This window comes from Paraburkholderia sp. Tr-20389 (assembly GCF_017104565.1).
GTDB lineage: Bacteria > Pseudomonadota > Gammaproteobacteria > Burkholderiales > Burkholderiaceae > Paraburkholderia.
In genome coordinates, this window is record NZ_JAAGPD010000025.1 from 84,274 (window position 1) to 103,297 (window position 19,024).

The window sequence follows — 19,024 nt, forward strand, 5'->3', positions numbered from 1 at the left end:
CTGTTCGATGTGGCCGTTATTCGGCGTTCGCCAGATAGTCGAATGCGACCTCGCCGATATCGAGCGTGAGATCGGCGACGACCTGGCGGGCGCCCACCACGCGCCGCACGGGCAGATCCGCAACGGGCGCGAGCGCATGATGCCGCAGTTCGAGCGCCGCTGGTCCCGCCCACGCGCCAAGCACTGTCACGTCGCGCAGAAAGAAGCGCACCAGCTCGCACACGCGTGCCGTGCCGTCGACATGCGGGATCACCTTCAACAGATAGTTTGGTGTATCGGCGAGCTTGGCGCGCTCGGTTTCCATGTCGAGCGTCCAGTGCTTGTAGCCCATCGTACCCGTTGCCACGCGCTGCGTGCCGTAATCGAGCGTGCCGAGCAGCGTGTCGTTGCCGTCCACGCCGATATGCGGACGCGCAAGCTTCTTCGGAAAGCCCCAGATTTCGCGGCCTGCCGCAATCGGGCCTTCGTCGTCGAGATACATCGAATGCGTGTAGTTGCCGAGCCGTCCCTCCGCGTCGCGCACGGAAATGACCTGGCCGCTTTCGGTGTAATCGCCGAAGCCCGACGAATCCGGCATGCGGATGAACTCGTAATGCACCAGCGTGTTCTCAGGCTTGAGCGGTGCGGGCACGGCGGCGGCGATCGCATCGGGATCGCTTTCATACGAAATAATGAAGTACTCGCGGTTCACGAATCGAAACGGCGGACGCGGAAAAGCGGGATTGTGTACGGGCATCGCAAAAGCGTTCTTGCGGATCGAGTCCAGGTCCATTGAGGTTCTCCCGGTGAGCAGCGCACACTGCGCGCGTCAATGGTAAAGCGATTGCGCGCGCAGCGGTGTGTCCGTTCGATGGCAATTTGCCCGCTATTCGCCGATGCCCTCGATACGTACAACAGGAAAACGCTATTGGTGCGCGAGAATGTTCACGAGCTTGCCGAACGGGTCGCGGACATAGAAGCGCCGCACGCCCCACGGTTCGTCGACGGGACCGTATTCGATCGCAAAGCCTGCCGCTTGCATCGCCGAGAGCGCTGCGTCCGCGTCGTCGACCTCGATCGACAGGTCGGGCACGGGCGTGCCCGAGCCGCCTTCCTGTGCGAAGCTGATCTGCACCGTCATCGGCTGGTTCGAGCCGTACGTGCGTATCCAGCCGTGATCCATCAGCAATTCGAGGCCGAGAACATCCTGATAGAAACGCCGCGCTTGCGCGGTGTCTTTCGTTTCGATGTTCGCGACGATGCGGTTGACCTTCATTGCCCGTCCTCGTTCGATGAATTACTGGAGTTGCGCCTGTTCCTCGCGGTACAGCGCGATCTCTTCGGCCAATGCCTTTGCCACTTGAGGACGCTGCACGATGCGATGGTAATACGCATCGACGGCAGGCCATTGTGCGAGGTCGACGTCGCAGTACCGTGCCCAGTTGAGCACGGTGGTGAGATATGCATCCGCAACCGTGAAGCTATCGAGCAGGTATGCACGCTCTGACAGATGCGACTGCAGATAGTCGAGCCGCCTTTCAACCTTTTGACGCGCGTAATCATGCGGCGCGTCCGGATCGAGCAGCGGCACGAACACGCCCTTGTGCAGTTCAGTGCTGATGAAGCCGAGCCATTGTTGAAGCTTCGCGCGCTCCGGCGTACCCGCGACGGGCGCCAGTTGCGCCGCTGGAAACTGATCCGCGACGTACGGCAGGATAGCCGTGTTTTCGGTCAACAGCCAGCCTTCGTCCGTGCGCAAGACGGGCACCTGGCCGAGCGCGTTGATCGGATAGAAATCGGAGCCGTCGCGCAGCTTCTTCTTTTTCGTGTCCACCTGAATGAATCCGGCTTGCGCGCCGGCTTCGTACAACGTGATCCGCGTGGCGAGCGAGCACGCGAGCGGCGAAAAATACAGATCCATGACGACGTCTCCTGATCGTTGGTTCGTTTTTGTACTATAGTGAACAAAAATCGACGGTGTCAAATATTTATATGCGAGACAGTACAAAAACAGAGAAGCGCGCGCGCGGACGGCCGCGTGCGTACGATGCGGACGATGCGCTCAGCGGCGCCACGGATGCCTTCTGGCTTGGCGGCTATTCGGGCACGTCGCTCGATGCGCTCAGCGATGCAATGGGAATGAATCGTCCGAGCCTGTATGCGGCATTCGGCGACAAGCACGCGCTTTATCTGAGCACACTGGACCGCTATGTCGAAGCCGGCGTGCTAGGCATGCAGGACGCACTACGCGACGACATTTCATTGGCGCAAGCATTACAGCGGGTCTACGACGCCGCGCTTGCGCTTTATCTGCCGTCGGGCGAAGCACCGCGTGGGTGCTTTCTGATCGGCACGGCCGTTGTCGAATCGAAAGCCGACGAGTCCGTGCGCACCAGATTGGCGCAAGGGCTCAAATCGTTCGATCGCGCATTCGAGAAACGCATCCGCCGCGCGCAGACGGATGGCGAGCTTTCTGCTGAAGCGGATGCCGCCGTGCTGGCGCGCGTCGCATCGGCGATCTTGCACAGCCTTGCATTGCGTTCGCGCGCGGGCGACTCGCGCGCATCGTTGCGCGCGACAGCCGCGGAAGGCGTCGCGCTGATTTGTGGTGCTTGCAACGACAACGCGTCAAAAGATGCATCAATGAGCGGTGCTCGAAAACAGAAAAAGAATTAGCCAAAGCGATCGCCTATTTGATGCGCCTTTCATGAACCTGGCTGGTACAGCGTATGCGCTATTGAACGTGTACTACCTACTTCATGGAGGAAGTCATGAAACTGCTCAAGCAAGCTGCTGTTCTTGCCGCCGTCATGGGTATCTCCGTCACGGCTTTCGCGCAGACGACAGTCCAGCCGGACCGGCCGGCGACGCGCGGTGAAGTGAGGCAGGATCTGATGAACGTCGAGAGCGAAGGCTATCGTCCGGGCGAAGGCGACCGCACGAATTACCCTGCGAATGCGCAGGCTGCGGAGCGCAGGCTGTCCGATCAGCAAGGCCAGGGCGAAAGCTACGGCGGTGTGGTGAGTGGATCGGCGGCATCGGGGATGGCCATCCCGACGATGCACTCGCATCCCGATGACGGAACCAGGGGCGTGTATTTCGGCCGGTAATGCATCAAGAGTAAAGGCTCTTTCAAGGAGTCTTCAGGAAGCGGGGTTGCATGAAGATGCAACCCCGCTTCTTTATCGAACGCGAGCGCGATCAATTGGCGGGAATGGTGACGACGGGCGCCTTGCTGTTCGTATCGGCTTCCGCGAGCGCCATCAGGTTCTGCACGACGGTGAACGCATACTTCGAATCGAAGTCCGCGCGCTCGACCCAGTACGTCGTCGGACCATAGCGAATGGCGACATAGGCGTCAGCGGGCGGCTTGTCGCCCGATTGCACGATGATCGTCGGCCGCGTTTCGCCACCGACGAGCGTGACCGTCGCCTTGGTCGAGCCATTGTGAATCGCATCGTCGGGCACCTGCACCTGCGCGCCGAGATCAGTGAGGATGCCGAGCACCGAGCGCGTCAGCATCGCGATCTGATCCCCGCCGTGCGACGACTGTCCGTACACGATTTCAAAGTTGCCGCTATTGGACTTCAGATGCAGCAGCTTGCGCACGAGCATCAGATCGGGCGTCGCCTTCGCTGCGTCCGTAGTGGTGGCCGTCCCGAGCACGAGATAGACATGCTGTTCGTTGTTTTCGGTGCGCGATTCGACGTTCAGTTCGCCCGCCAGTTGCAGCCGCCGGAACGCCTGAATCAGCTGGAAGAACTGCGGAGATCCCGCGCTGTCTTCGCCGCCTAGCGCGGTGCCGTTTTGCAGACCGCCTATCGATTGCGCCGAAATGCGCAGCAGCAGATCGATCGGGATGCCGCCTTCGGCGAGGGGCAGCACGAGCGTCGGCGCAAGGGGGCGAATATACGCCTGCGCATAGGCTTCACCCGTTGTCGGCGTGAAGGTGAACGTCGGATGGTTCGAATACGACATGGTGCCTGTCACCGACGCATAGTTCGGCACGCTGCCTGAGCCCGCATTGAGTGTCGACGACGCGGACGCATCGACGTTATAGGCCGCGATGATCTGGCTCACGGTCAGGAAGGAAGGCGCATCGGCATAACGCAGTCCGATCATCGCGGCGAGAATTTCCCGCTTCTTTGCTTCGCCAAGTGCGCGTGAGTAGTCGACCTGATCCGCTTTCAGCCGGGTGGGGCCGATGCTCGTGCATCCGGCGAACAGGGTGAGCGCGCAACAGGCGAGCAAGCCAGGAAGTCTTTTCATCGGATTAGAAAAATGTGCAGGGTGGTGAGGTCGATTTCGTCGTCCCGGTAAAGACGTCCGTGGCGAGGCAGCATGTTGCATGCCGCGTTTCGATCCGACGGCCTCACATGCGTGGAATACGCGTTGCTGCTTCGCAAATGGCTAGTGCGAAAGCAAGGAGCACGACATGGGACATATGACGAAGCAACAGCCCAATACGATGGATGAACCCGGTGGACCCGAAGCGCCGCTGCCCGCCGGCGGCATGAACGCGGACAACAAGAATGGAATTGCCGGCAACGCTCGCAAGGACAAAGCCGCACACGGCGAGCCGACCGACCCGGACTTCGAGCCGCCGATCGTTCCCGGAGATACGAAGAGCACGCCACATCGGTAGCGCGATCGCGACGAGCAAAAAAAAGCCCGCTCGAAAGCGGGCTCAAAATGCGCCTGACGCGGGGATCGCGTCCGGTTTCCTACAACTGTTGCTCGCGCACGGCCATTCAGGCTGCGTGCGACGTGTTCCCTGTGCTGCGTGTCACGAGATTCGCATTGCTTTCGGCCATGTCAACTGCTTGCTGTGCCGTTTTCCAGATGCTCTCGTAGAACGCATTCGCGGCCGTGATCGCCGAGTTCATTGCCGACACCGCGACTTCGGCGCCTGCGGGCGCGCGTTGTACGGCGTCGTCGAGATCGGCGCGCACGGTGCCGATCTGCGACTCGTATTGCGCCGATGCGTGCTTGACGATCGCGGCCTGCGTGTTCGCGACGATGCCGAACAGCTGCTGGTTATAAAGCGCTGCGCGTTCGATAAAAGACAGATCGCCCCGGCTCGCGGCTGCGACGCCGGGCAGTTCGCCGTTGGCGAGCGCGTTCATCGCGCGCTGCGTGCTGTCGCGCCAGAGGTGGACATTCAATTGAACGAGCTTCTCGAAGCCGTTCATTGCCTCGTTCGCGATGTGAAAGAACGTATCGACACCGGCTTTCTGTGCGGCAGTCACTTCGTTGACAGTCGTGAGCATCGAAAGGCCTCGCAGGGTTGAATGCACACCAAAGGGCCCGTGGCATCGATGCGATCGAAGCTCGATGCCGCCGGTTAAATAGCGGTTGTTGCCGGGTATCGGCAGATTGGCTGATGCCGCCTTCAGACGGCCATCGCCGGAGCGCTAACGCCGCCCAGGCGGGCGAGCAACGCAAGTCCGCGATCCGTGAGGCGCGGAAGCGTGCTGGCGTGAGACAGCCCAATGGTGATGAACTCGCGGTCGGCGAGCGCAAGCAGATCGGCCTTGTCGAAATCGGACTGAGCGGTCGCGTCCTTGATCAGCATGAGCGTCGCAAATTCGTGTGGGCTCAGCATCGGTATCTCCTGAAGGGCGCGTAGCCTTCCGTTCGCGGCATTAATGACCTGCAAATGCATTCGCGGACGGTAAATATGATTGGTAGTGTTTGCCCGGAACAATGCTTTTGGCATCGACGGGGCTCTCATCGTAATGCGGCGATTATTAAATTTCAATCGGAATTAGCAAAATACTGCGGAGCAGTTTCATCGGAAGGATGTCAGGAAACTATTGCGTGCTTGAATCACAGGCTTCGGGAAAATACTGCCGCAATGGGTCGACCAGCCGTCCGCTAAACACAAATCCTTGTCCGACAAGGCATTACTCGGTTCGCATGATGCAACGTTCGGCCTGCGGGGCATTTGATCAGTTAATTAACGAACGTACGATCATGCTGTAAAACGTTTTACTTCCTCCGGGCGTGGTTTTTAGTCACAGATAAAATGGTGTTTTAAAGGTGAATCGCGCGGCGCCGTGCGAATAAATACTATTAATCGTATATCGGTGGTCTGCGGGTTGGCAGGATCCGGAAATGCCGGCCATTCGACCGCACGCCAAAAAAAACGTCGATTTCAGCAGGTCGCGCGCATCGGACAACGACCGCAAAAGCCCCGCCGTTCGCGCCCCTTCTCGTACATGGCGATTTTCTCCGTGCTATTTTTCTACCCGTCAGGCTGCGCGGGAGAGGCAGCCGGCCGCCGGACCGGCGCGTGCCGTTCCGTACGAGTGGGCGAACTCTGCCATGGCAGAGGGCTTCGCCGCCAAACAATGACAGGGCACAGGAAATGGATCGCTTCGAGGCAATGGAGATCTTCACTCGCGTGGTGGACGCGAACAGCTTTTCAAAGGTATCTGAAATGCTCGATTTGCCGCGCGCAAAGGTGAGCAGGACGATTCAGGCGCTGGAGGAGCATGTCGGCGTGCGTCTCCTGAACCGTTCGACGCGCCAGGTGAGCGTCACGGAAGACGGCGCGCTGTTTTACGAACGATGTGTGCGCATCCTCGCCGAAGTGGCAGACGCCGAATCCTCGCTGTCGAACAAGCGCGAGAGTCCGGCAGGTACGATTCGCGTCGATACGTCGGGTACGCTTGCGCGTGCGTTGCTGCTGCCCGTGCTCGACGACTTCTATCAGCGCTTCCCCGAAATCGACGTGCGCCTCGGCCTTGCGGACCGCAACATCGATCTGATCCAGGACGGTGTGGACTGCGTGATCCGCATGGGCATGCTCGAAGAATCGAGTCTCGTTGCAAAACGCATCGGCAGTTCGCGCATCGTCACGTGCGCATCGCCTGCCTATCTGGACAAGCACGGCACGCCGAAGACACTCGAAGAACTCGCTGAACACCAGGCCGTGAACTACGTGTCGGCGCGAACGGGGAGAACCTTTCCGTTCGAGTACAACGTGGGCGATGAAGTGGTGAAGGTGCAGATGAAGAGCGTGCTCGCCGTCAACGACGGCTCGGTGTACATCAATGCGGGCGCGCTCGGTCACGGCATCATCCAGCCGTCGCGCTTCATGGTGGCCGAGCTGATCAACCAGGGCGCATTGCGCGAAATCCTGACCGAGTACGACAGCCCGTCGACGCCGCTATCGGTGGTCTATCCGCATCGCCGCAATCTCAGTTCGCGGCTGCGTGCGTTCGTCGACTGGGTGTCGGAGATCGCGCACAACAATCCCGATCTGCGCATCAAGGACTGACGTGCGCGTTCGCCTGCTGCGCCGATGCGCGCAGCAGGCATGTCCGTTCACATGCTTTTCATGGGCTCGGCGGGATGCGGCGCGTCTTCATAAGCGCCCCAGATCGACTGATCGAAATTGACGATCGACCCCGTCATCAAGCCCGATTCACTGCTTGCCAGAAACGCGACGGCGCGGGCCGCTTCCGCCGGGTCGATCAGACGGCCGAACGGCTGAGCGGCGGCGGCCTGTTTCAGCCAGTCGTCCGCGGCGCCGTGAAATTCGCGCTGAATGCGGTCTTCGCCGTCTGACGCCATCCAGCCCAGATTCAATCCGTTCACGCGAATGCGATTGCGCAATAGCGCGTACGCGGTGTTTTGCGTGAGCGTCGCGAGCGCGCCCTTCGATGCGCAATACGCGGAGATGAACGGCTGGCCGGCCATTGCCGACATCGAGCCGATATTCACGATCGCGCCTTCGATACGCTCGCGCAGCATCACGCGTATCGTCTCCTGCATCAGAAAGAACGGCGCGCGCACGTTGGTCGCGAACATGCGGTCGAACAGCGCGGGATCGGTGTCGAGTATCGTGCCGCGATCTGTCAGGGCGGCTGCGTTGACAAGCACGTCGACACGGCCAAAGTGACGATCGGCACAAGCAACCACGTTGCGGCAATCGTCGACGTTCGACAGATCCGCCTGCACGAACACGACCTTCGTGCCATTTGCTTCTCCGAGCATGCCGAGTTCGCGCGCTTTCGCTTCGCCTTTCTCTGTCGCGCGTCCGCAGATGACGATGCCGCGCGCGCCGCGTTCGACGAACAGCCTGGCAATGGCGGCACCGAGTCCTTGCGAACCGCCCGTGACGATGGCGACTTTCGAATCGAATGGCTTCATGCAGTGTCTCCGTGAATGTCGTACTGCAATGGTTAGTGGATACCTCGGCTTGATACGTCGATTGCGTCGATGCGATGATTGCCGCTATGCCGATCACAACGAATCCGACCATGTCCGATACACGCCGCCGCAAGACGAGCATGAGCGACATCGCCCGCGCAGCGGGTGTCAGCGAGGCGACGGTCGATCGGGTATTGAACGGGCGTGGCGGCGTGTCGCGCGACAAGGAAACGCGTGTGCTCGAATGGGCGCGCAAGCTGAAGATCGATCGCGCGCTGGAAGCGGTGTCGGTGCGTTGGCTGCGTATCGCGATCCTGTTGCAGCAGCCCGCTGCGCAGTACTACGTGCATCTGAAGCAGGGCTTCGAACTCGCGCAAAAAACCTTTGAATCGCAGCGTGTGATTTGCGCCGTCACGTACTTCGACAGCCTCGAGCCGCAGGCCGTCGTCGAGACGATCGAACGTGCGACGCGCAAGGCCGACGCGCTCGTGATCGTCGCCTACGAGCATCCCGACATCACGGCGGCGCTGCGTCAAGTGAGCCACAGAATGCCCGTGGTCACACTGGCGAGCGATCTGCCCGGTACGGGCAGGCTCGCCTATGTCGGCATCGATAACCGCTGCGCGGGCCGTGTCGCGGGCGAACTGATGGGCCGCTTTCTCGGCGACGCGGGCGGCAAGGTGCTCGTGATGACGGGTATGCATGACTTTCTCGGCCACGAAGAACGCGAAAGCGGTTTTCGTTCAGTACTGCGGCGGCGCTTTCCGAAATGCGACATCGTCGAGACGGTCGAGAGCCGCGAGCAATCGTCGCTCACGGAGAGCCTCGCACGCGACGCGTTTCGCCGTTATCCTGACCTGCGCGGCATCTACAACATTTCGGTGGGCGACGAAGGCATCGGCAATGTGCTGCGTGCGAATGACCGCGTGCACAAGACGGTGCTGATCGGACACGAACTCAACGACACATCGCGGCGTTTGCTGATCGAAGGCGTGCTCGATGCCGTGCTCGATCAGAACCCCGTTGGCGAAGCATTGCATTCGATTGAAGTGATCCTGCGTCACTATCATCGCGATCCCGGCGTGACATTGCCGCAGCAGATTCCCGTGACGGTGCTGCTGCGCGAGAATCTGCCGCTTACGGATTAGCTTCTAACGCGGGTGCGTTTTCCTGCGCGACGTCATCCCACAGATCGCGTATCCATTGACGCATCAGCAGCGATTCGGCCCAGCGGTCGGTCGTATCGTTGCCGTCGCGTCCGATGATCGCGTAAGGCTTCGGCCCGAGTTCGCAGGTGAAGACCAGTGTGTCGTCGGGACCGGCGCGCCGGCGCCATGAAACGAAGCCGTCGCGCCACCAGCGCAGAAACAGATCGACCCACATGCGGTGCGGCTCGAACGAGATCTCGATCTGTACCTGCTCGCGGCTCGCGACGCGTCCATGAAAGGCCCACGAATGTTCGATGATCCGCTGCATCGCGGCTTCGTTTTCTTCATTCACCGGCCATGCGAATTCGCGGCCGACGAGGTAATGCGACAGATCGCCGAGCAGACGCAGATCGGGGCGCGCATCGAGCAGATCGAGTGTGAAGTGCAGATCGGTCGTCATGCGGTCGCGATGCGTTTCGATGTAGACGGGAATGTCTACCTGTTCCGCGAGCCGCTGCCAGCCGTCGATCAGTTCGAGTGCGTCGCCCAGGCGGCGCGGTCTTACGTCCGGCTGCAAGTCGATATGGTGCGCGCCGAACTCGACGGCGTGTTCGAGAATCGGGCGCAGGTCGTCGACCGTGCGCGGAAAGCATTGCGCCTCCGCTTGCAGGCCGTGCTGCGCGAGCACATGCGAAAGACGCCGTACGTCGTCGCGCGATTCATACGCTGTGCTCACGCCTTCGAAGCCGGCTTGCGCGATCATCGCGACATTCTCTTCGAGCGTGCGCTCGAAGCCGTCCGTATGACGCCGCTCCATCGCCCATAACGATTGATACACGGCCAGCCGTTGCGTCATAGCGCCTCCGCGGCGATGAGTCCCTTCAGCTTGACGTTGCGGTCTTCGAGCAGCGCCCGGTCGATGCACGCGCGCTGTCCGATCAGGGTCTGTGCGAGGCGCACGTCGCGCGCAATTTCGCTGAGTTTGCCGACGCCGCTCGCGCCGACCAGTACGCCGTCGCGATCGAGCGCGAAGAAGATGCGCGACGTCTCGCCTGTTTCGCGCACGACGCTTTCCACGCCGAATGCTGGCATGCCTGCAATCTGGATCGTCATGTCGTACTGGTTCGACCAGAACCACGGCACTTCCGAATACGTTTCGCCACGTTCGAGCATGTTGCGCGCGACGATGCGCGCATGATCCTCGGCATTCTTCCAGCATTCGAGCCGCATGCGGCGCCTGAACAGACGATGCGGAAAGGAGCACACGTCGCCTGCCGCGAAGATGTGCGGATCGTTCGTGCGCAAGGTATCGTCGACGGCGATGCCGTCCGCGACATCGATGCCTGCCGCCTCTGCCAGTTCCGTGCGCGGCTTTACGCCGATGCCGACCACGACGCAATCGCAATCGATCTGCGTGCCGTCCTTGAGCTTCACGCCCGTCACATGCGTGCTGCCGAGCAGGCGCTCGATCTGGGCGGCGAAATGGATCTGCACGTCCATCTCGCGATGCTTGTCGATCAGGTAGCCCGCGACCACTTCGGGCACGGCGCGCATCAACGCGCGCGCACCGGCTTCGACGACGACGACTTCGCAACCGCGCGCCCTTGCGGACGCCGCGACTTCGAGGCCGATGAAGCCCGCGCCGACGATCACGATGCGCCGTGACGGCTGCAACGCTTCGGCGAGCGCATTGGCGTCGCTTGCCGTGCGCAGCAGATGCACGCCTTGCAGATTCGCGCCGGGCACGTCGAGCCGCCTCGGTTCGGCGCCCGTTGCGATCAGAAGACGCTGATAGTCGATGCTGCGCCCATCGGTCAACACGACCTTGCGTGCGCCGCGATCGATCTCCCGCACGCATGCATCGATGCGCAAGTCGATGCGTTGATCGCGATAGAACGCGTCGTCATGGTAGGCGCATTGCTCGGTGCTGCGTTCGCCGAGCAGCACGGCTTTCGACAGCGGCGGCCGGTCGTACGGCGCGGCGCCTTCATTGCCGAGCAGCGTGATTTCGCCGTCCCAGCCGTTGTCGCGCAGCGCGGCCGCGGTGCGCACGCCGCATTGGCCTGCGCCGATGATCACCATCGCGGGTTGTGTGCTCATGATGCGTCCTGTACGGGAAGGCCAAGCAGTACTTCACCGTTTTCGACGCGGACAGGGTAGGTCTTCAGATGCACGCATACGGGCGCGCTCTTTGCCTTGCCGCTCGGAATGTCGAAACGCCCCTGATGCAGCGGACATTCGATCTCGCGATTGACCACGAAGCCATCCGCGAGATGCGCTTTCTCATGCGTGCACCAGCCTTCCGATGCGTAATAGCCGTCCGCGATGCGATAGACCGCGTAGCTCGCGCCATCGTGATCGAAGCGCATCACGTCTTCTTCATCGATGTCGTCGGGTGCGCAGGCGGCAATCCAGTGAATCTTGGCATTCGTTTCGACGCTCATGACTATCTCCTCCTGTTCTATGCTTTTGTTCGATCGGTCAGGCCGCGGGAATGGTCCGTTCGATCACGTGTGTCGCATCGGTGCGTTGCTTCCACAACGCGGGCAGCATCTCGCGGTAAGCGGCATACACGCCCGGATAAGCGGGCGGCAACTGGTCCTTGATCGCTTCGTGAAGACGCGGCAGCGCATGGAACGGCACCATCGGCAGCAGATGATGTTCGAGGTGATAGTTCATGTTCAGGTAAAGAAAGCGGAACACGAAGTTGGTGTACACGGTGCGCGTGTTGAGGCGATGGTCTTTCACGTTGACGGCGAGGCCGGCGTGCTGCGTGAGACCGAGCAGTTGATGCAGCCAGCCGCCATAGAAGCGCGGCGTCCAGACGAACATCAGCGGCAGGAAACTGTGCATCGCGATAGCGAGTGCAATCGTGCCGATCACGATGGCCAGATAGATGCGGCACGACCAGATCATTTTCGGCTTTTCGCTTGCGGGCAGGAATGCGTCGGTGGCGGCATCGACACGGCCGAACGCATGGCGCACGACCTTTTTGATTTCGAGCGTGCAGCCGACCAGCCCGAGAAAGTCCGCGATGATGGGCAGCACGTGCGTCGGCCGCGTCACCTGGATTTCCGGGTCGCGTGCCTGGAAGTACGTGTGCGTGTGATGGCGCGCATGGCTCCAGCGCCACCAGTAGCCCTCGCGTATCGTCATGAACGACGACAGGTGATAGAACGCGTCGTTGAGCCAGCGCGTCTTGAAGGGCGTGCCGTGCGAAAGCTCATGCCAGCGCGCGTCGCTCGATGAATAGATCGTCCCGTACACGAAGAACGCGGGCACGGCCCACCAGGTGCCCCACGTGAACGCCGCTACCGCGCCCGATGCGACGAGCAGCACGAACCAGGGCACGAAGTTGCGCAGACCGGCTGCGTCGTCGCGCTTCATCAGTTCCTTGAGCACGGCGCGCGGGATGCGCGGCTGATACCACTGCTCCGCCATGCGGGCGTCGAAAGAGGGATCGCTGGAGCCGGGTGCGTTGGTGCTGCCGCCGTCGATGGCGGAAGTCGAGGACATGAGGTGTCTCCTTCATGCTTTGTGATTGCGGGATTTCCTTCAGCGACAGCTTCAGGAACACATTCCGTTTGCACAAAGATAGTTGAAGGCGAGCGAAGCCTCACGTCGAAAAATGATGGATTTCCATCAGGTCGGGCCGGACGCCGCTTAGGCGCGGGCCACACGGGGCTTAAGGGCGCAGCAGATCGAATCCGCCGAACACAATGACGCCGCTCACCGCAATGAGCGCGACCGAGTGCTGGCCGAAATAGAGGAGCGCCGCGGCGGACCACGTCGTCAGACAAAAGGCGGCAATGCGTTTCATGCTGGTACTGCTCTCTGCAATTGAACAACTGCGATTTACGGGTTTTCCCTGTATATCATAGTTAAGCAGGAAGCATATGCCGCGTCGCCCGATACGAAAAACGGGCGACGTGGCCCTTTAAAGCCATATCGCCCGCTGATTCGCAGGTTGGATGGTTCAGGCAAGCGCGCCGTTCAGCGCGCATCGCCGTCAATCAGAAGATGTTGCGGATACCGACCGACACACCCGTCTGGTTCGTCGAGCCCGGCAGTTCGACCGTCGCTGCGCCCGTGACCTTGTTGAAGTCGACGGTGCCATACACTTCCGTGCGCTTCGACAGTGCGTATTCCGCCACGGCCACGCCCGTATAGCGGTTGCCGCTGCCGACTGCGCCGCCGCCGATTGCCGCGTTCTTCATATGGTCGTAGTAGAACGCGCCAGTCAGCAGCAGCGCGGGCGTTGCCTGCCACGTCACGCCTGCGAACGGACCGTCGTCCTTGCGGCCCGAGCCCTTCAGGATGTCGACGCCGAGCGTCAGGTCGCGCTGCGCGAGCGTGCTGTCGACGAAGCCGGTGTCGTCCGTCGAATGCAGATAGCCGACATAGATCTTTGCCGTGCTGAACGCGTAGACCGCATTCGCGTTGTAGATGGTCTGCTTGTTGTTCGAGTTGTCGCTGTTCTGCTGCACGCCGGCCGCGACGCTCAATGCGCCGAACGAGTACGACGCGGTGAAGCCATACATGTTGCCCGCGCCGAGGTGCCCCGGAATCTGGCCGGAGAAGCCGTTCGCGCCCGTCGACGTCGAGTTCGTGCCGAACGAGTACATCGCCTTGACGTTCAGGCCGCCGAACTTGCCGTCGTACTTCACGGCGTTATCCGCATAGAGGCCCGCGCCGAGCGCGACGGGCAGCCATGCGTTTTCGAAGTAGTTGCCGACGGTCAGAGGATCGTAGGTGTCACCGAGCAGATCGAACAGCGGCGTTTTCTGGCGGCCCAGCGTGACGGTTCCGTAGTTGCTCGACAGGCCGACAAACGCCGCGCGATTGAAGAGGCGCTGGCTATCCGATTGCGCGCCGCTTTGCAGATCGATGCCGCTTTCCAGCTGGAAGATCGCCTTCAGTCCATTGCCGAGGTCTTCCGATCCCTTGATGCCGAAACGGCTGTTCGTGATCGCGCCGTTGGTCATGAAGAGACGGCCATCGTTGTTCGCATTCGAATGCGTGAGGTAGCGAATGCCGACGTCCGCGACGCCGTACAGCGTCACCGAGCTTTGCGCAAATGCCGTCTGGCAGGCAAGGGCGCATGCCGTCGCGCCGAATGCAGCCACTGTCCGTTTGAATTGCTGGGTCATGGGTGTTGTCTTTTCATATGTTGAGAACACTGCATGAGCTTGTTTTTGTGGTGCGCGACGGGAGTCGAAACGGGCGATTGCGCCGCAAGCAACGTGCGATTCATCTCGCCGTTCGTGAGTCTTTTGTGAGTCTTTTAAGCCCGTACGCATGGGCTTCATGCAGGCAGGCGGACTTTTATCACATCAATTTGCACTACGCCGCGAACATGACAAGAGTGTTGCGTTCATGCCTAAAGCACACGCTTTGTTGCGTGTGTGCCCAATGAAAGGGGCGGCCATGAGGCCGCCCTTGAGAACTACGATGACGAGTTGATTCGCTTATGCGCGGTCGATCGAGTACTTGCCCGGACCCGTCACGAACAACAGCAGCAAGCCACCGATGATGCTGATGTTCTTATAGAAGTTGATCATGTTGATGTATTGCTCCATGCCCGTCTGCGTCCAGAAGTGGTGGCCGATGAATGCCGTAGCGAGCGTATAGAGCGCGAGCAGCAAGGCAAGGGCGCGCGTCTTGAACCCCACGGCGATCACGATGCCGACGACCAGCTCCATCACGATCGCAATGACCGCGGCCACGGCCGGGACGGGCGCACCCGTCGAAGCCATGTATTGCTCGGTGCCTGCGAAGCCCGTCAGCTTGCTCCAGCCAAACAGCACGAAAAGCACCACCAGCAGCACGCGTGCGACGAGCAGCAGTGCATCCTTGCGTTGTTCGATAAACGTGTTCATGTTCAATCCTCTTTCAATTCAATAGGGTTCTGGCGTGATTCGCTCAGGACCACAGTTCCGACACTTCGTTGTTGCGCAGATCGAAGACGATGACTTCCGCATCGTCGCCTTCGGTGAATTCGAGGCGGCGCTCGTCGCGGATGCGCGCACCGTCGCCTTCACTCAGTTCGACGCCGTTCACCTTCACGCTGCCGCGAGCCACGTGGACATACGCATAGCGGTCGGCGGCGATATCGATACCTGCCGCTTCGTTGCCGTCGAACAGACCGGCATACACACGCGCGTCCTGGCGCAATTCGAGCGATCCGTCCTTGCCATCCGGCGACAACACGAGGCGCAACGTGCCGCGCTTCGCTTCCGCCGAAAAGTTTTCCTGCTGGTAACGCGGCGTCGCGTTCTTGACGGACGGTGCGATCCAGATTTGCAGGAAGTGCACAGGATCGCTGGCCGAGTGATTGAACTCGCTGTGTGCGACGCCCGTGCCCGCGCTCATCAACTGCACGTCGCCGGGGACGATCACGGAGCCCGTGCCCATCGAATCCTTGTGCTCGAGCGCGCCTTCCAGCACGTACGAGAAGATCTCCATGTCGCGGTGCGGGTGCTTGCCGAAGCCGCGGCCGGGCGCTACGCGGTCGTCGTTGATCACGAGCAGGTCGGAGAAGCCGATCTGCTTCGGATCGTAGTAGTTCGCAAAAGAGAACGTGTGGCGCGAGCTGAGCCAACCGTGTTCGGCGCGTCCGCGGTCGCTGGCGTGGCGAATGTCGATCATTTCCCTTCTCCTGTTATTGAATTGCGTTTGCCTCTCGCGACATCGGCGGCGCCGTTGTCTGAAGCAGTGATGAGAAGTGTAGGTCAATCAGCGCGGCTATAATCGTCGTCAAATGTGAATTACTGTCTTATCTGAGTTGACAATTAAGCCGAACCGAGCGAACTGCCATGCAACTGGATGACCTGAAAATCTTCGTCACCACCGTCGACGCGCGCAATTTCACGGCGGCGGCCAACCGGCTGCAACTGTCGAAGCAGTTCGTCAGCCGTCGCGTGATGGCGCTCGAAGCGAGCCTCGGTGTGCGCCTGCTGGTGCGGAATACGCGCAAGCTCGCCGTGACGGACCTCGGCTATGAGTTCTATCAGCGCGCGACGCGCATCCTCGGCGAGGTGGAGGACGCGGAGCAGGCGATGACGTCGGGCCGTTCGGACCCGCGTGGGCTGCTGCGCGTCAGCGCGCCGATGTCGTTCGGGATGATCCATCTGTCGCCGCTCGTCGCCGCGTTTCTGCGCGCCAATCCGGATGTGCGTGTGGACATGGAGCTGAGCGACCGGGTCGTCGATGTAGTCGGAGAAGGCTTCGACATGGCGCTGCGCATCGGCACGCTGGCGGACTCGACGCTGATTGCGCAGAAGCTCGCCGAGATACGCATGGTCGCGTGTTGCAGTCCCGCGTATCGCAAGGCGCGCCGCCCGCCCGCGACGCCCGACGATCTCGCGCGTCACGCCTGCCTGCTCTATGGACAGGAAGGGCGCAGCGGCTGGGAATATATCGTGGATGGCGCGAGCAGGACGATCGAAGTGCACGGCCCGCTGCGCGTGAACAACGGCGAAGTGATTCGCGACGCGGCTGTAGCGGGGCTCGGTATTGCGCGGCTGCCGGAATTCATCGTGGCCGATGCGCTCGCGAGCGGCAAGCTCGTCGAAGTGCTCGGCGATTTCGTCTCGCCGCCGTTGACGCTCTATGCGGTGTATCCGCAGCACCGTCAGTCTTCCGTGACGATACGCGCGTTCACGCAGTTCCTGCGTGAACGCTTCGTGAAGGCGATACGCCGCTAAAGCGACGTCCCGACGAAACAATCGAAGCCTTCAGGCACGTCCGATAACGGCCTGTTACCGCGCCAGCAACAATGAATCTTTTCGCACATAATGCGCGTACCTTGGCGGGCGCCAGCGTGAATATGCACGCACGCGCATATTTGCAGCGCGCGCCAGCAAGGCGGATTCAATCAGATAGACAAAAGAGGGACAATCGTGGAACCTACCGAACCGGCCGGCCGTTCATGGCTCTGGCTCATCTTGCTGATCCCCTATGTCGCGTTGCTGTGGCTGCCTTTCTATAACGACACGCGCCCTTCATGCGCCGGCTTTCCTTTCTTCTACTGGTATCAGTTTCTGTGGGTTCCGCTCACGTCGCTGCTGATCTACGTCGTGTACCGGGGCATCAAATGAGCGATATGAACCCTGTGAACCCGGTCGCGATGACTGTCTTCATCGCATTCTTCGTGCTCGTCACCGTGATGGGTTTCATCGCTGCGCGCTGGAAAGCGGGCGACCTCACGCAGTTGCACGAATGGGGCCTCGGCGGCCGTCAATTCGGCACAGTCATTTCGTGGTTCCTCGTCGGCGGCGATTTCTATACGGCCTACACGGTGATCGCCGTGCCCGCGCTGGTCTATTCCGTCGGCGCGTATGGCTTCTTTGCGCTGCCTTATACGATCATCGTCTATCCGTTCGTGTTCGCGGTGATGCCCAAGCTGTGGAAGATCGCGCATGCGAAGAACCACATCACGGCAGCCGACTACGTGCACGGCGAATACGGCGGCAAGTGGTTTCCCGCAGCCGTGGCGCTGACGGGCATCGTCGCGACGATGCCGTATATCGCGCTGCAACTGGTCGGCATGCAGGTGGTGATCAAGGGGCTCGGCGTGTCGGGCGAAGCTCCGTTGATCATCGCGTTCATCATCCTCGCGCTCTATACGTATACGAGCGGCCTGCGCGCGCCCGCGATGATCGCGTTCGTCAAGGACATCATGATCTACATCGTCGTGATCGCGGCGGTGTGGCTGATTCCCGTGAAGCTCGGCGGCTATGGTCACGTGTTCGATGCGGCCGACCAGTACTTCCAGGCGAAGGGCGGCGCGACGGGCATCATCCTGAAGCCGACGCAATTCACCGCGTATGCATCGCTCGCACTCGGCTCGGCGCTTGCCGCCTTCATGTATCCGCATACGATGACGGCCGTGCTGTCGTCTTCGTCGGCGCAGACCGTGCGCAAGAACGCGATCTTCCTGCCCGCATACACGCTGCTGCTCGGCCTGATCGCGCTGCTCGGCTATATGGCGATTGCGGCCGGCGTGCACGTGAAGTCGGCGTCCGACATCGTGCCGACGCTGTTCGGTACGCTGTTCCCGTCGTGGTTCGTCGGCTTTGCTGCTGCCGCTATTGCGATCAGCGCGCTGGTGCCCGCCGCCATCATGTCGATCGGTGCAGCCAACCTGTTCACGCGCAATCTGTGGCGTCCGCTCGTTTCGCCGAATATGGGTTCCGCTCAGGAAGCATCGACGGCCAAGATCGTGTCGCTCGTCGTGAAGTTCGGCGCGCTGCTGTTCATCGTGTTCCTGCCGACGCAGTACGCGATCGACCTGCAGCTACTCGGTGGCGTATGGATTCTGCAGATCTTCCCGGCCATCGTGTTCTCGCTGTACACGCGGCGTCTCAACACGCCGGGCCTGTTCCTCGGCTGGCTGGTGGGTATCGTCGTCGGCACAGGGCTCGCTATTTCGCAAGGCCTCAAGCCCGTGTTCGCGCTGCATGTCGGCGGTTCGACGTGGCCGCTCTATATCGGCCTGATCGCGCTGGTCGTGAATATCGTCGTGACGTTCATCGTTTCGATGGTCACGCCGAAGCGCGCGCACGCCTGATCGAGTCGTAGCCGTACGCATCGGCCGAATCCGTCCGCGCAAGCGGCGCGGGTTCGGCCGATTTCTTTTGGGTTGGCGCATTTGCGTGCCCGATTCTTGCAAAACGCCTGTACGTGCACGCTGTTTTGGTAGGATGCAGCCTTTTCTGCCGATGGTGCGCTAGCGT

Annotated in this window: 23 protein-coding genes; 8 read left to right on the plus strand and 15 right to left on the minus strand. The window is 61.0% G+C overall.

What is annotated here, in order from left to right; all coding sequences use genetic code 11:
• Positions 1–16: 16 nt before the first annotated feature.
• From G3N95_RS22175 to G3N95_RS22185, 3 genes are all read right to left on the minus strand, one after another.
• Positions 17–772: an acetoacetate decarboxylase gene (locus tag G3N95_RS22175; protein ID WP_205972213.1), complete on the minus strand. Its 756-nt coding sequence runs from the start codon at positions 770–772 to the stop codon at positions 17–19.
• A gap of 132 nt (positions 773–904) precedes the next feature.
• Entirely contained in the window at positions 905–1,255 is a 351-nt protein-coding gene (locus tag G3N95_RS22180) for a VOC family protein (RefSeq protein ID WP_205972214.1), read from the minus strand.
• Between the two features lie 21 nt (positions 1,256–1,276).
• Positions 1,277–1,900: a glutathione binding-like protein gene (locus tag G3N95_RS22185; protein WP_205972215.1), complete on the minus strand. Its 624-nt coding sequence runs from the start codon at positions 1,898–1,900 to the stop codon at positions 1,277–1,279.
• Positions 1,901–1,971: 71 nt separating this feature from the next.
• Between G3N95_RS22185 and G3N95_RS22190 the strand changes: the two genes are divergently transcribed.
• Positions 1,972–2,655, plus strand: coding sequence for a TetR/AcrR family transcriptional regulator (locus G3N95_RS22190; RefSeq protein ID WP_205972216.1), 684 nt, complete (start codon positions 1,972–1,974; stop codon positions 2,653–2,655).
• Between the two features lie 95 nt (positions 2,656–2,750).
• Positions 2,751–3,089 carry a DUF4148 domain-containing protein gene (locus G3N95_RS22195; RefSeq protein ID WP_205972217.1) on the plus strand — a complete coding sequence of 113 codons (339 nt, stop codon included), beginning with the start codon at positions 2,751–2,753 and terminating at the stop codon, positions 3,087–3,089.
• A 91-nt stretch (positions 3,090–3,180) separates the two neighbouring features.
• Here G3N95_RS22195 and G3N95_RS22200 read toward each other — a convergent pair whose 3' ends face one another.
• A complete protein-coding gene (locus G3N95_RS22200) occupies positions 3,181–4,248 on the minus strand; it encodes a hypothetical protein (protein ID WP_205972218.1) in 1,068 nt (355 codons plus the stop codon).
• A 166-nt stretch (positions 4,249–4,414) separates the two neighbouring features.
• Between G3N95_RS22200 and G3N95_RS22205 the strand changes: the two genes are divergently transcribed.
• A complete protein-coding gene (locus G3N95_RS22205; RefSeq protein ID WP_205972219.1) occupies positions 4,415–4,624 on the plus strand; it encodes a hypothetical protein in 210 nt (69 codons plus the stop codon).
• Positions 4,625–4,730: 106 nt separating this feature from the next.
• Here G3N95_RS22205 and G3N95_RS22210 read toward each other — a convergent pair whose 3' ends face one another.
• Together G3N95_RS22210 and G3N95_RS22215 are read right to left on the minus strand one after the other, a co-directional pair.
• On the minus strand, positions 4,731–5,249 hold the full coding sequence (locus G3N95_RS22210; protein WP_205972220.1) for a phasin family protein: 519 nt from the start codon (positions 5,247–5,249) through the stop codon (positions 4,731–4,733).
• A 122-nt stretch (positions 5,250–5,371) separates the two neighbouring features.
• Complete coding sequence (locus G3N95_RS22215; RefSeq protein ID WP_205972221.1) at positions 5,372–5,584, minus strand: hypothetical protein; 213 nt, start codon at positions 5,582–5,584, stop codon at positions 5,372–5,374.
• Positions 5,585–6,349: 765 nt separating this feature from the next.
• On the opposite strand from G3N95_RS22215, the gene G3N95_RS22220 reads away from it, so the two are divergent.
• Positions 6,350–7,264 (plus strand): LysR family transcriptional regulator, encoded by a 915-nt coding sequence (locus G3N95_RS22220; protein ID WP_205972222.1) that lies wholly within the window; start codon positions 6,350–6,352, stop codon positions 7,262–7,264.
• 47 nt (positions 7,265–7,311) lie between these two features.
• Here G3N95_RS22220 and G3N95_RS22225 read toward each other — a convergent pair whose 3' ends face one another.
• Complete coding sequence (locus tag G3N95_RS22225) at positions 7,312–8,139, minus strand: SDR family oxidoreductase (RefSeq protein ID WP_205972223.1); 828 nt, start codon at positions 8,137–8,139, stop codon at positions 7,312–7,314.
• A gap of 110 nt (positions 8,140–8,249) precedes the next feature.
• On the opposite strand from G3N95_RS22225, the gene G3N95_RS22230 reads away from it, so the two are divergent.
• Entirely contained in the window at positions 8,250–9,287 is a 1,038-nt protein-coding gene (locus G3N95_RS22230; RefSeq protein ID WP_205972224.1) for a LacI family DNA-binding transcriptional regulator, read from the plus strand.
• On the opposite strand, the gene G3N95_RS22235 is transcribed toward G3N95_RS22230, so the two are convergent.
• The 8 genes from G3N95_RS22235 to G3N95_RS22265 all read right to left on the minus strand — a co-directional run bounded on the left by G3N95_RS22235 (position 9,277) and on the right by G3N95_RS22265 (position 15,935).
• Entirely contained in the window at positions 9,277–10,143 is an 867-nt protein-coding gene (locus G3N95_RS22235) for a sugar phosphate isomerase/epimerase (RefSeq protein ID WP_205972225.1), read from the minus strand. The two genes, G3N95_RS22230 and G3N95_RS22235, sit on opposite strands and share 11 nt — an antisense overlap.
• Positions 10,140–11,387, minus strand: a complete 1,248-nt coding sequence (locus G3N95_RS22240) for an FAD-dependent oxidoreductase (protein WP_205972226.1) — start codon at positions 11,385–11,387, stop codon at positions 10,140–10,142. The genes G3N95_RS22235 and G3N95_RS22240 overlap by 4 nt, the downstream gene beginning before the upstream one ends.
• Positions 11,384–11,731, minus strand: a complete 348-nt coding sequence (locus tag G3N95_RS22245) for a MocE family 2Fe-2S type ferredoxin (protein WP_205972227.1) — start codon at positions 11,729–11,731, stop codon at positions 11,384–11,386. Before G3N95_RS22245 ends, G3N95_RS22240 begins: the two co-directional genes overlap by 4 nt.
• A 37-nt stretch (positions 11,732–11,768) precedes the next feature.
• Positions 11,769–12,803, minus strand: coding sequence for a fatty acid desaturase (locus G3N95_RS22250; protein ID WP_205972228.1), 1,035 nt, complete (start codon positions 12,801–12,803; stop codon positions 11,769–11,771).
• 169 nt (positions 12,804–12,972) lie between these two features.
• Entirely contained in the window at positions 12,973–13,107 is a 135-nt protein-coding gene (locus tag G3N95_RS40895; RefSeq protein WP_277398026.1) for a hypothetical protein, read from the minus strand.
• Between the two features lie 193 nt (positions 13,108–13,300).
• Positions 13,301–14,437, minus strand: a complete 1,137-nt coding sequence (locus tag G3N95_RS22255) for a porin (RefSeq protein WP_205972229.1) — start codon at positions 14,435–14,437, stop codon at positions 13,301–13,303.
• Positions 14,438–14,755: 318 nt separating this feature from the next.
• Positions 14,756–15,166, minus strand: a complete 411-nt coding sequence (locus G3N95_RS22260) for a DoxX family protein (RefSeq protein ID WP_205972230.1) — start codon at positions 15,164–15,166, stop codon at positions 14,756–14,758.
• Positions 15,167–15,209: 43 nt separating this feature from the next.
• The gene (locus G3N95_RS22265; RefSeq protein ID WP_205972231.1) at positions 15,210–15,935 is read right to left on the minus strand and encodes a pirin family protein; all 726 of its coding nucleotides are present in this window, start codon (positions 15,933–15,935) and stop codon (positions 15,210–15,212) included.
• Between the two features lie 167 nt (positions 15,936–16,102).
• Here G3N95_RS22265 and G3N95_RS22270 point away from each other — a divergent pair, with 167 nt between their 5' ends.
• From G3N95_RS22270 to G3N95_RS22280, 3 genes are all read left to right on the plus strand, one after another.
• On the plus strand, positions 16,103–16,993 hold the full coding sequence (locus G3N95_RS22270; protein WP_205972232.1) for a LysR family transcriptional regulator: 891 nt from the start codon (positions 16,103–16,105) through the stop codon (positions 16,991–16,993).
• 195 nt (positions 16,994–17,188) lie between these two features.
• A complete protein-coding gene (locus G3N95_RS22275; protein WP_205972233.1) occupies positions 17,189–17,386 on the plus strand; it encodes a DUF3311 domain-containing protein in 198 nt (65 codons plus the stop codon).
• Positions 17,383–18,858, plus strand: a complete 1,476-nt coding sequence (locus G3N95_RS22280; RefSeq protein WP_205972234.1) for a sodium:solute symporter — start codon at positions 17,383–17,385, stop codon at positions 18,856–18,858. The genes G3N95_RS22275 and G3N95_RS22280 overlap by 4 nt, the downstream gene beginning before the upstream one ends.
• Positions 18,859–19,024 lie beyond the last annotated feature (166 nt).

Bases quoted from the DNA above. Each gene is read 5' to 3' on its own strand.
- G3N95_RS22185 (WP_205972215.1), bottom strand. From the start codon at position 1,900: ATGGATCTGTATTTTTCGCCGCTCGCGTGCTCGCTCGCCACGCGGATC.
- G3N95_RS22195 (WP_205972217.1), top strand. From the start codon at position 2,751: ATGAAACTGCTCAAGCAAGCTGCTGTTCTTGCCGCCGTCATGGGTATC.
- G3N95_RS22270 (WP_205972232.1), top strand. From the start codon at position 16,103: ATGCAACTGGATGACCTGAAAATCTTCGTCACCACCGTCGACGCGCGC.
- G3N95_RS22175 (WP_205972213.1), bottom strand. From the start codon at position 772: ATGGACCTGGACTCGATCCGCAAGAACGCTTTTGCGATGCCCGTACAC.
- G3N95_RS22225 (WP_205972223.1), bottom strand. From the start codon at position 8,139: ATGAAGCCATTCGATTCGAAAGTCGCCATCGTCACGGGCGGTTCGCAA.
- G3N95_RS22235 (WP_205972225.1), bottom strand. From the start codon at position 10,143: ATGACGCAACGGCTGGCCGTGTATCAATCGTTATGGGCGATGGAGCGG.
- G3N95_RS40895 (WP_277398026.1), bottom strand. From the start codon at position 13,107: ATGAAACGCATTGCCGCCTTTTGTCTGACGACGTGGTCCGCCGCGGCG.
- G3N95_RS22180 (WP_205972214.1), bottom strand. From the start codon at position 1,255: ATGAAGGTCAACCGCATCGTCGCGAACATCGAAACGAAAGACACCGCG.
- G3N95_RS22220 (WP_205972222.1), top strand. From the start codon at position 6,350: ATGGATCGCTTCGAGGCAATGGAGATCTTCACTCGCGTGGTGGACGCG.
- G3N95_RS22200 (WP_205972218.1), bottom strand. From the start codon at position 4,248: ATGAAAAGACTTCCTGGCTTGCTCGCCTGTTGCGCGCTCACCCTGTTC.
- G3N95_RS22250 (WP_205972228.1), bottom strand. From the start codon at position 12,803: ATGTCCTCGACTTCCGCCATCGACGGCGGCAGCACCAACGCACCCGGC.
- G3N95_RS22245 (WP_205972227.1), bottom strand. From the start codon at position 11,731: ATGAGCGTCGAAACGAATGCCAAGATTCACTGGATTGCCGCCTGCGCA.
- G3N95_RS22190 (WP_205972216.1), top strand. From the start codon at position 1,972: ATGCGAGACAGTACAAAAACAGAGAAGCGCGCGCGCGGACGGCCGCGT.
- G3N95_RS22240 (WP_205972226.1), bottom strand. From the start codon at position 11,387: ATGAGCACACAACCCGCGATGGTGATCATCGGCGCAGGCCAATGCGGC.
- G3N95_RS22280 (WP_205972234.1), top strand. From the start codon at position 17,383: ATGAGCGATATGAACCCTGTGAACCCGGTCGCGATGACTGTCTTCATC.
- G3N95_RS22265 (WP_205972231.1), bottom strand. From the start codon at position 15,935: ATGATCGACATTCGCCACGCCAGCGACCGCGGACGCGCCGAACACGGT.
- G3N95_RS22260 (WP_205972230.1), bottom strand. From the start codon at position 15,166: ATGAACACGTTTATCGAACAACGCAAGGATGCACTGCTGCTCGTCGCA.
- G3N95_RS22230 (WP_205972224.1), top strand. From the start codon at position 8,250: ATGTCCGATACACGCCGCCGCAAGACGAGCATGAGCGACATCGCCCGC.
- G3N95_RS22205 (WP_205972219.1), top strand. From the start codon at position 4,415: ATGGGACATATGACGAAGCAACAGCCCAATACGATGGATGAACCCGGT.
- G3N95_RS22210 (WP_205972220.1), bottom strand. From the start codon at position 5,249: ATGCTCACGACTGTCAACGAAGTGACTGCCGCACAGAAAGCCGGTGTC.
- G3N95_RS22255 (WP_205972229.1), bottom strand. From the start codon at position 14,437: ATGACCCAGCAATTCAAACGGACAGTGGCTGCATTCGGCGCGACGGCA.
- G3N95_RS22215 (WP_205972221.1), bottom strand. From the start codon at position 5,584: ATGCTGAGCCCACACGAATTTGCGACGCTCATGCTGATCAAGGACGCG.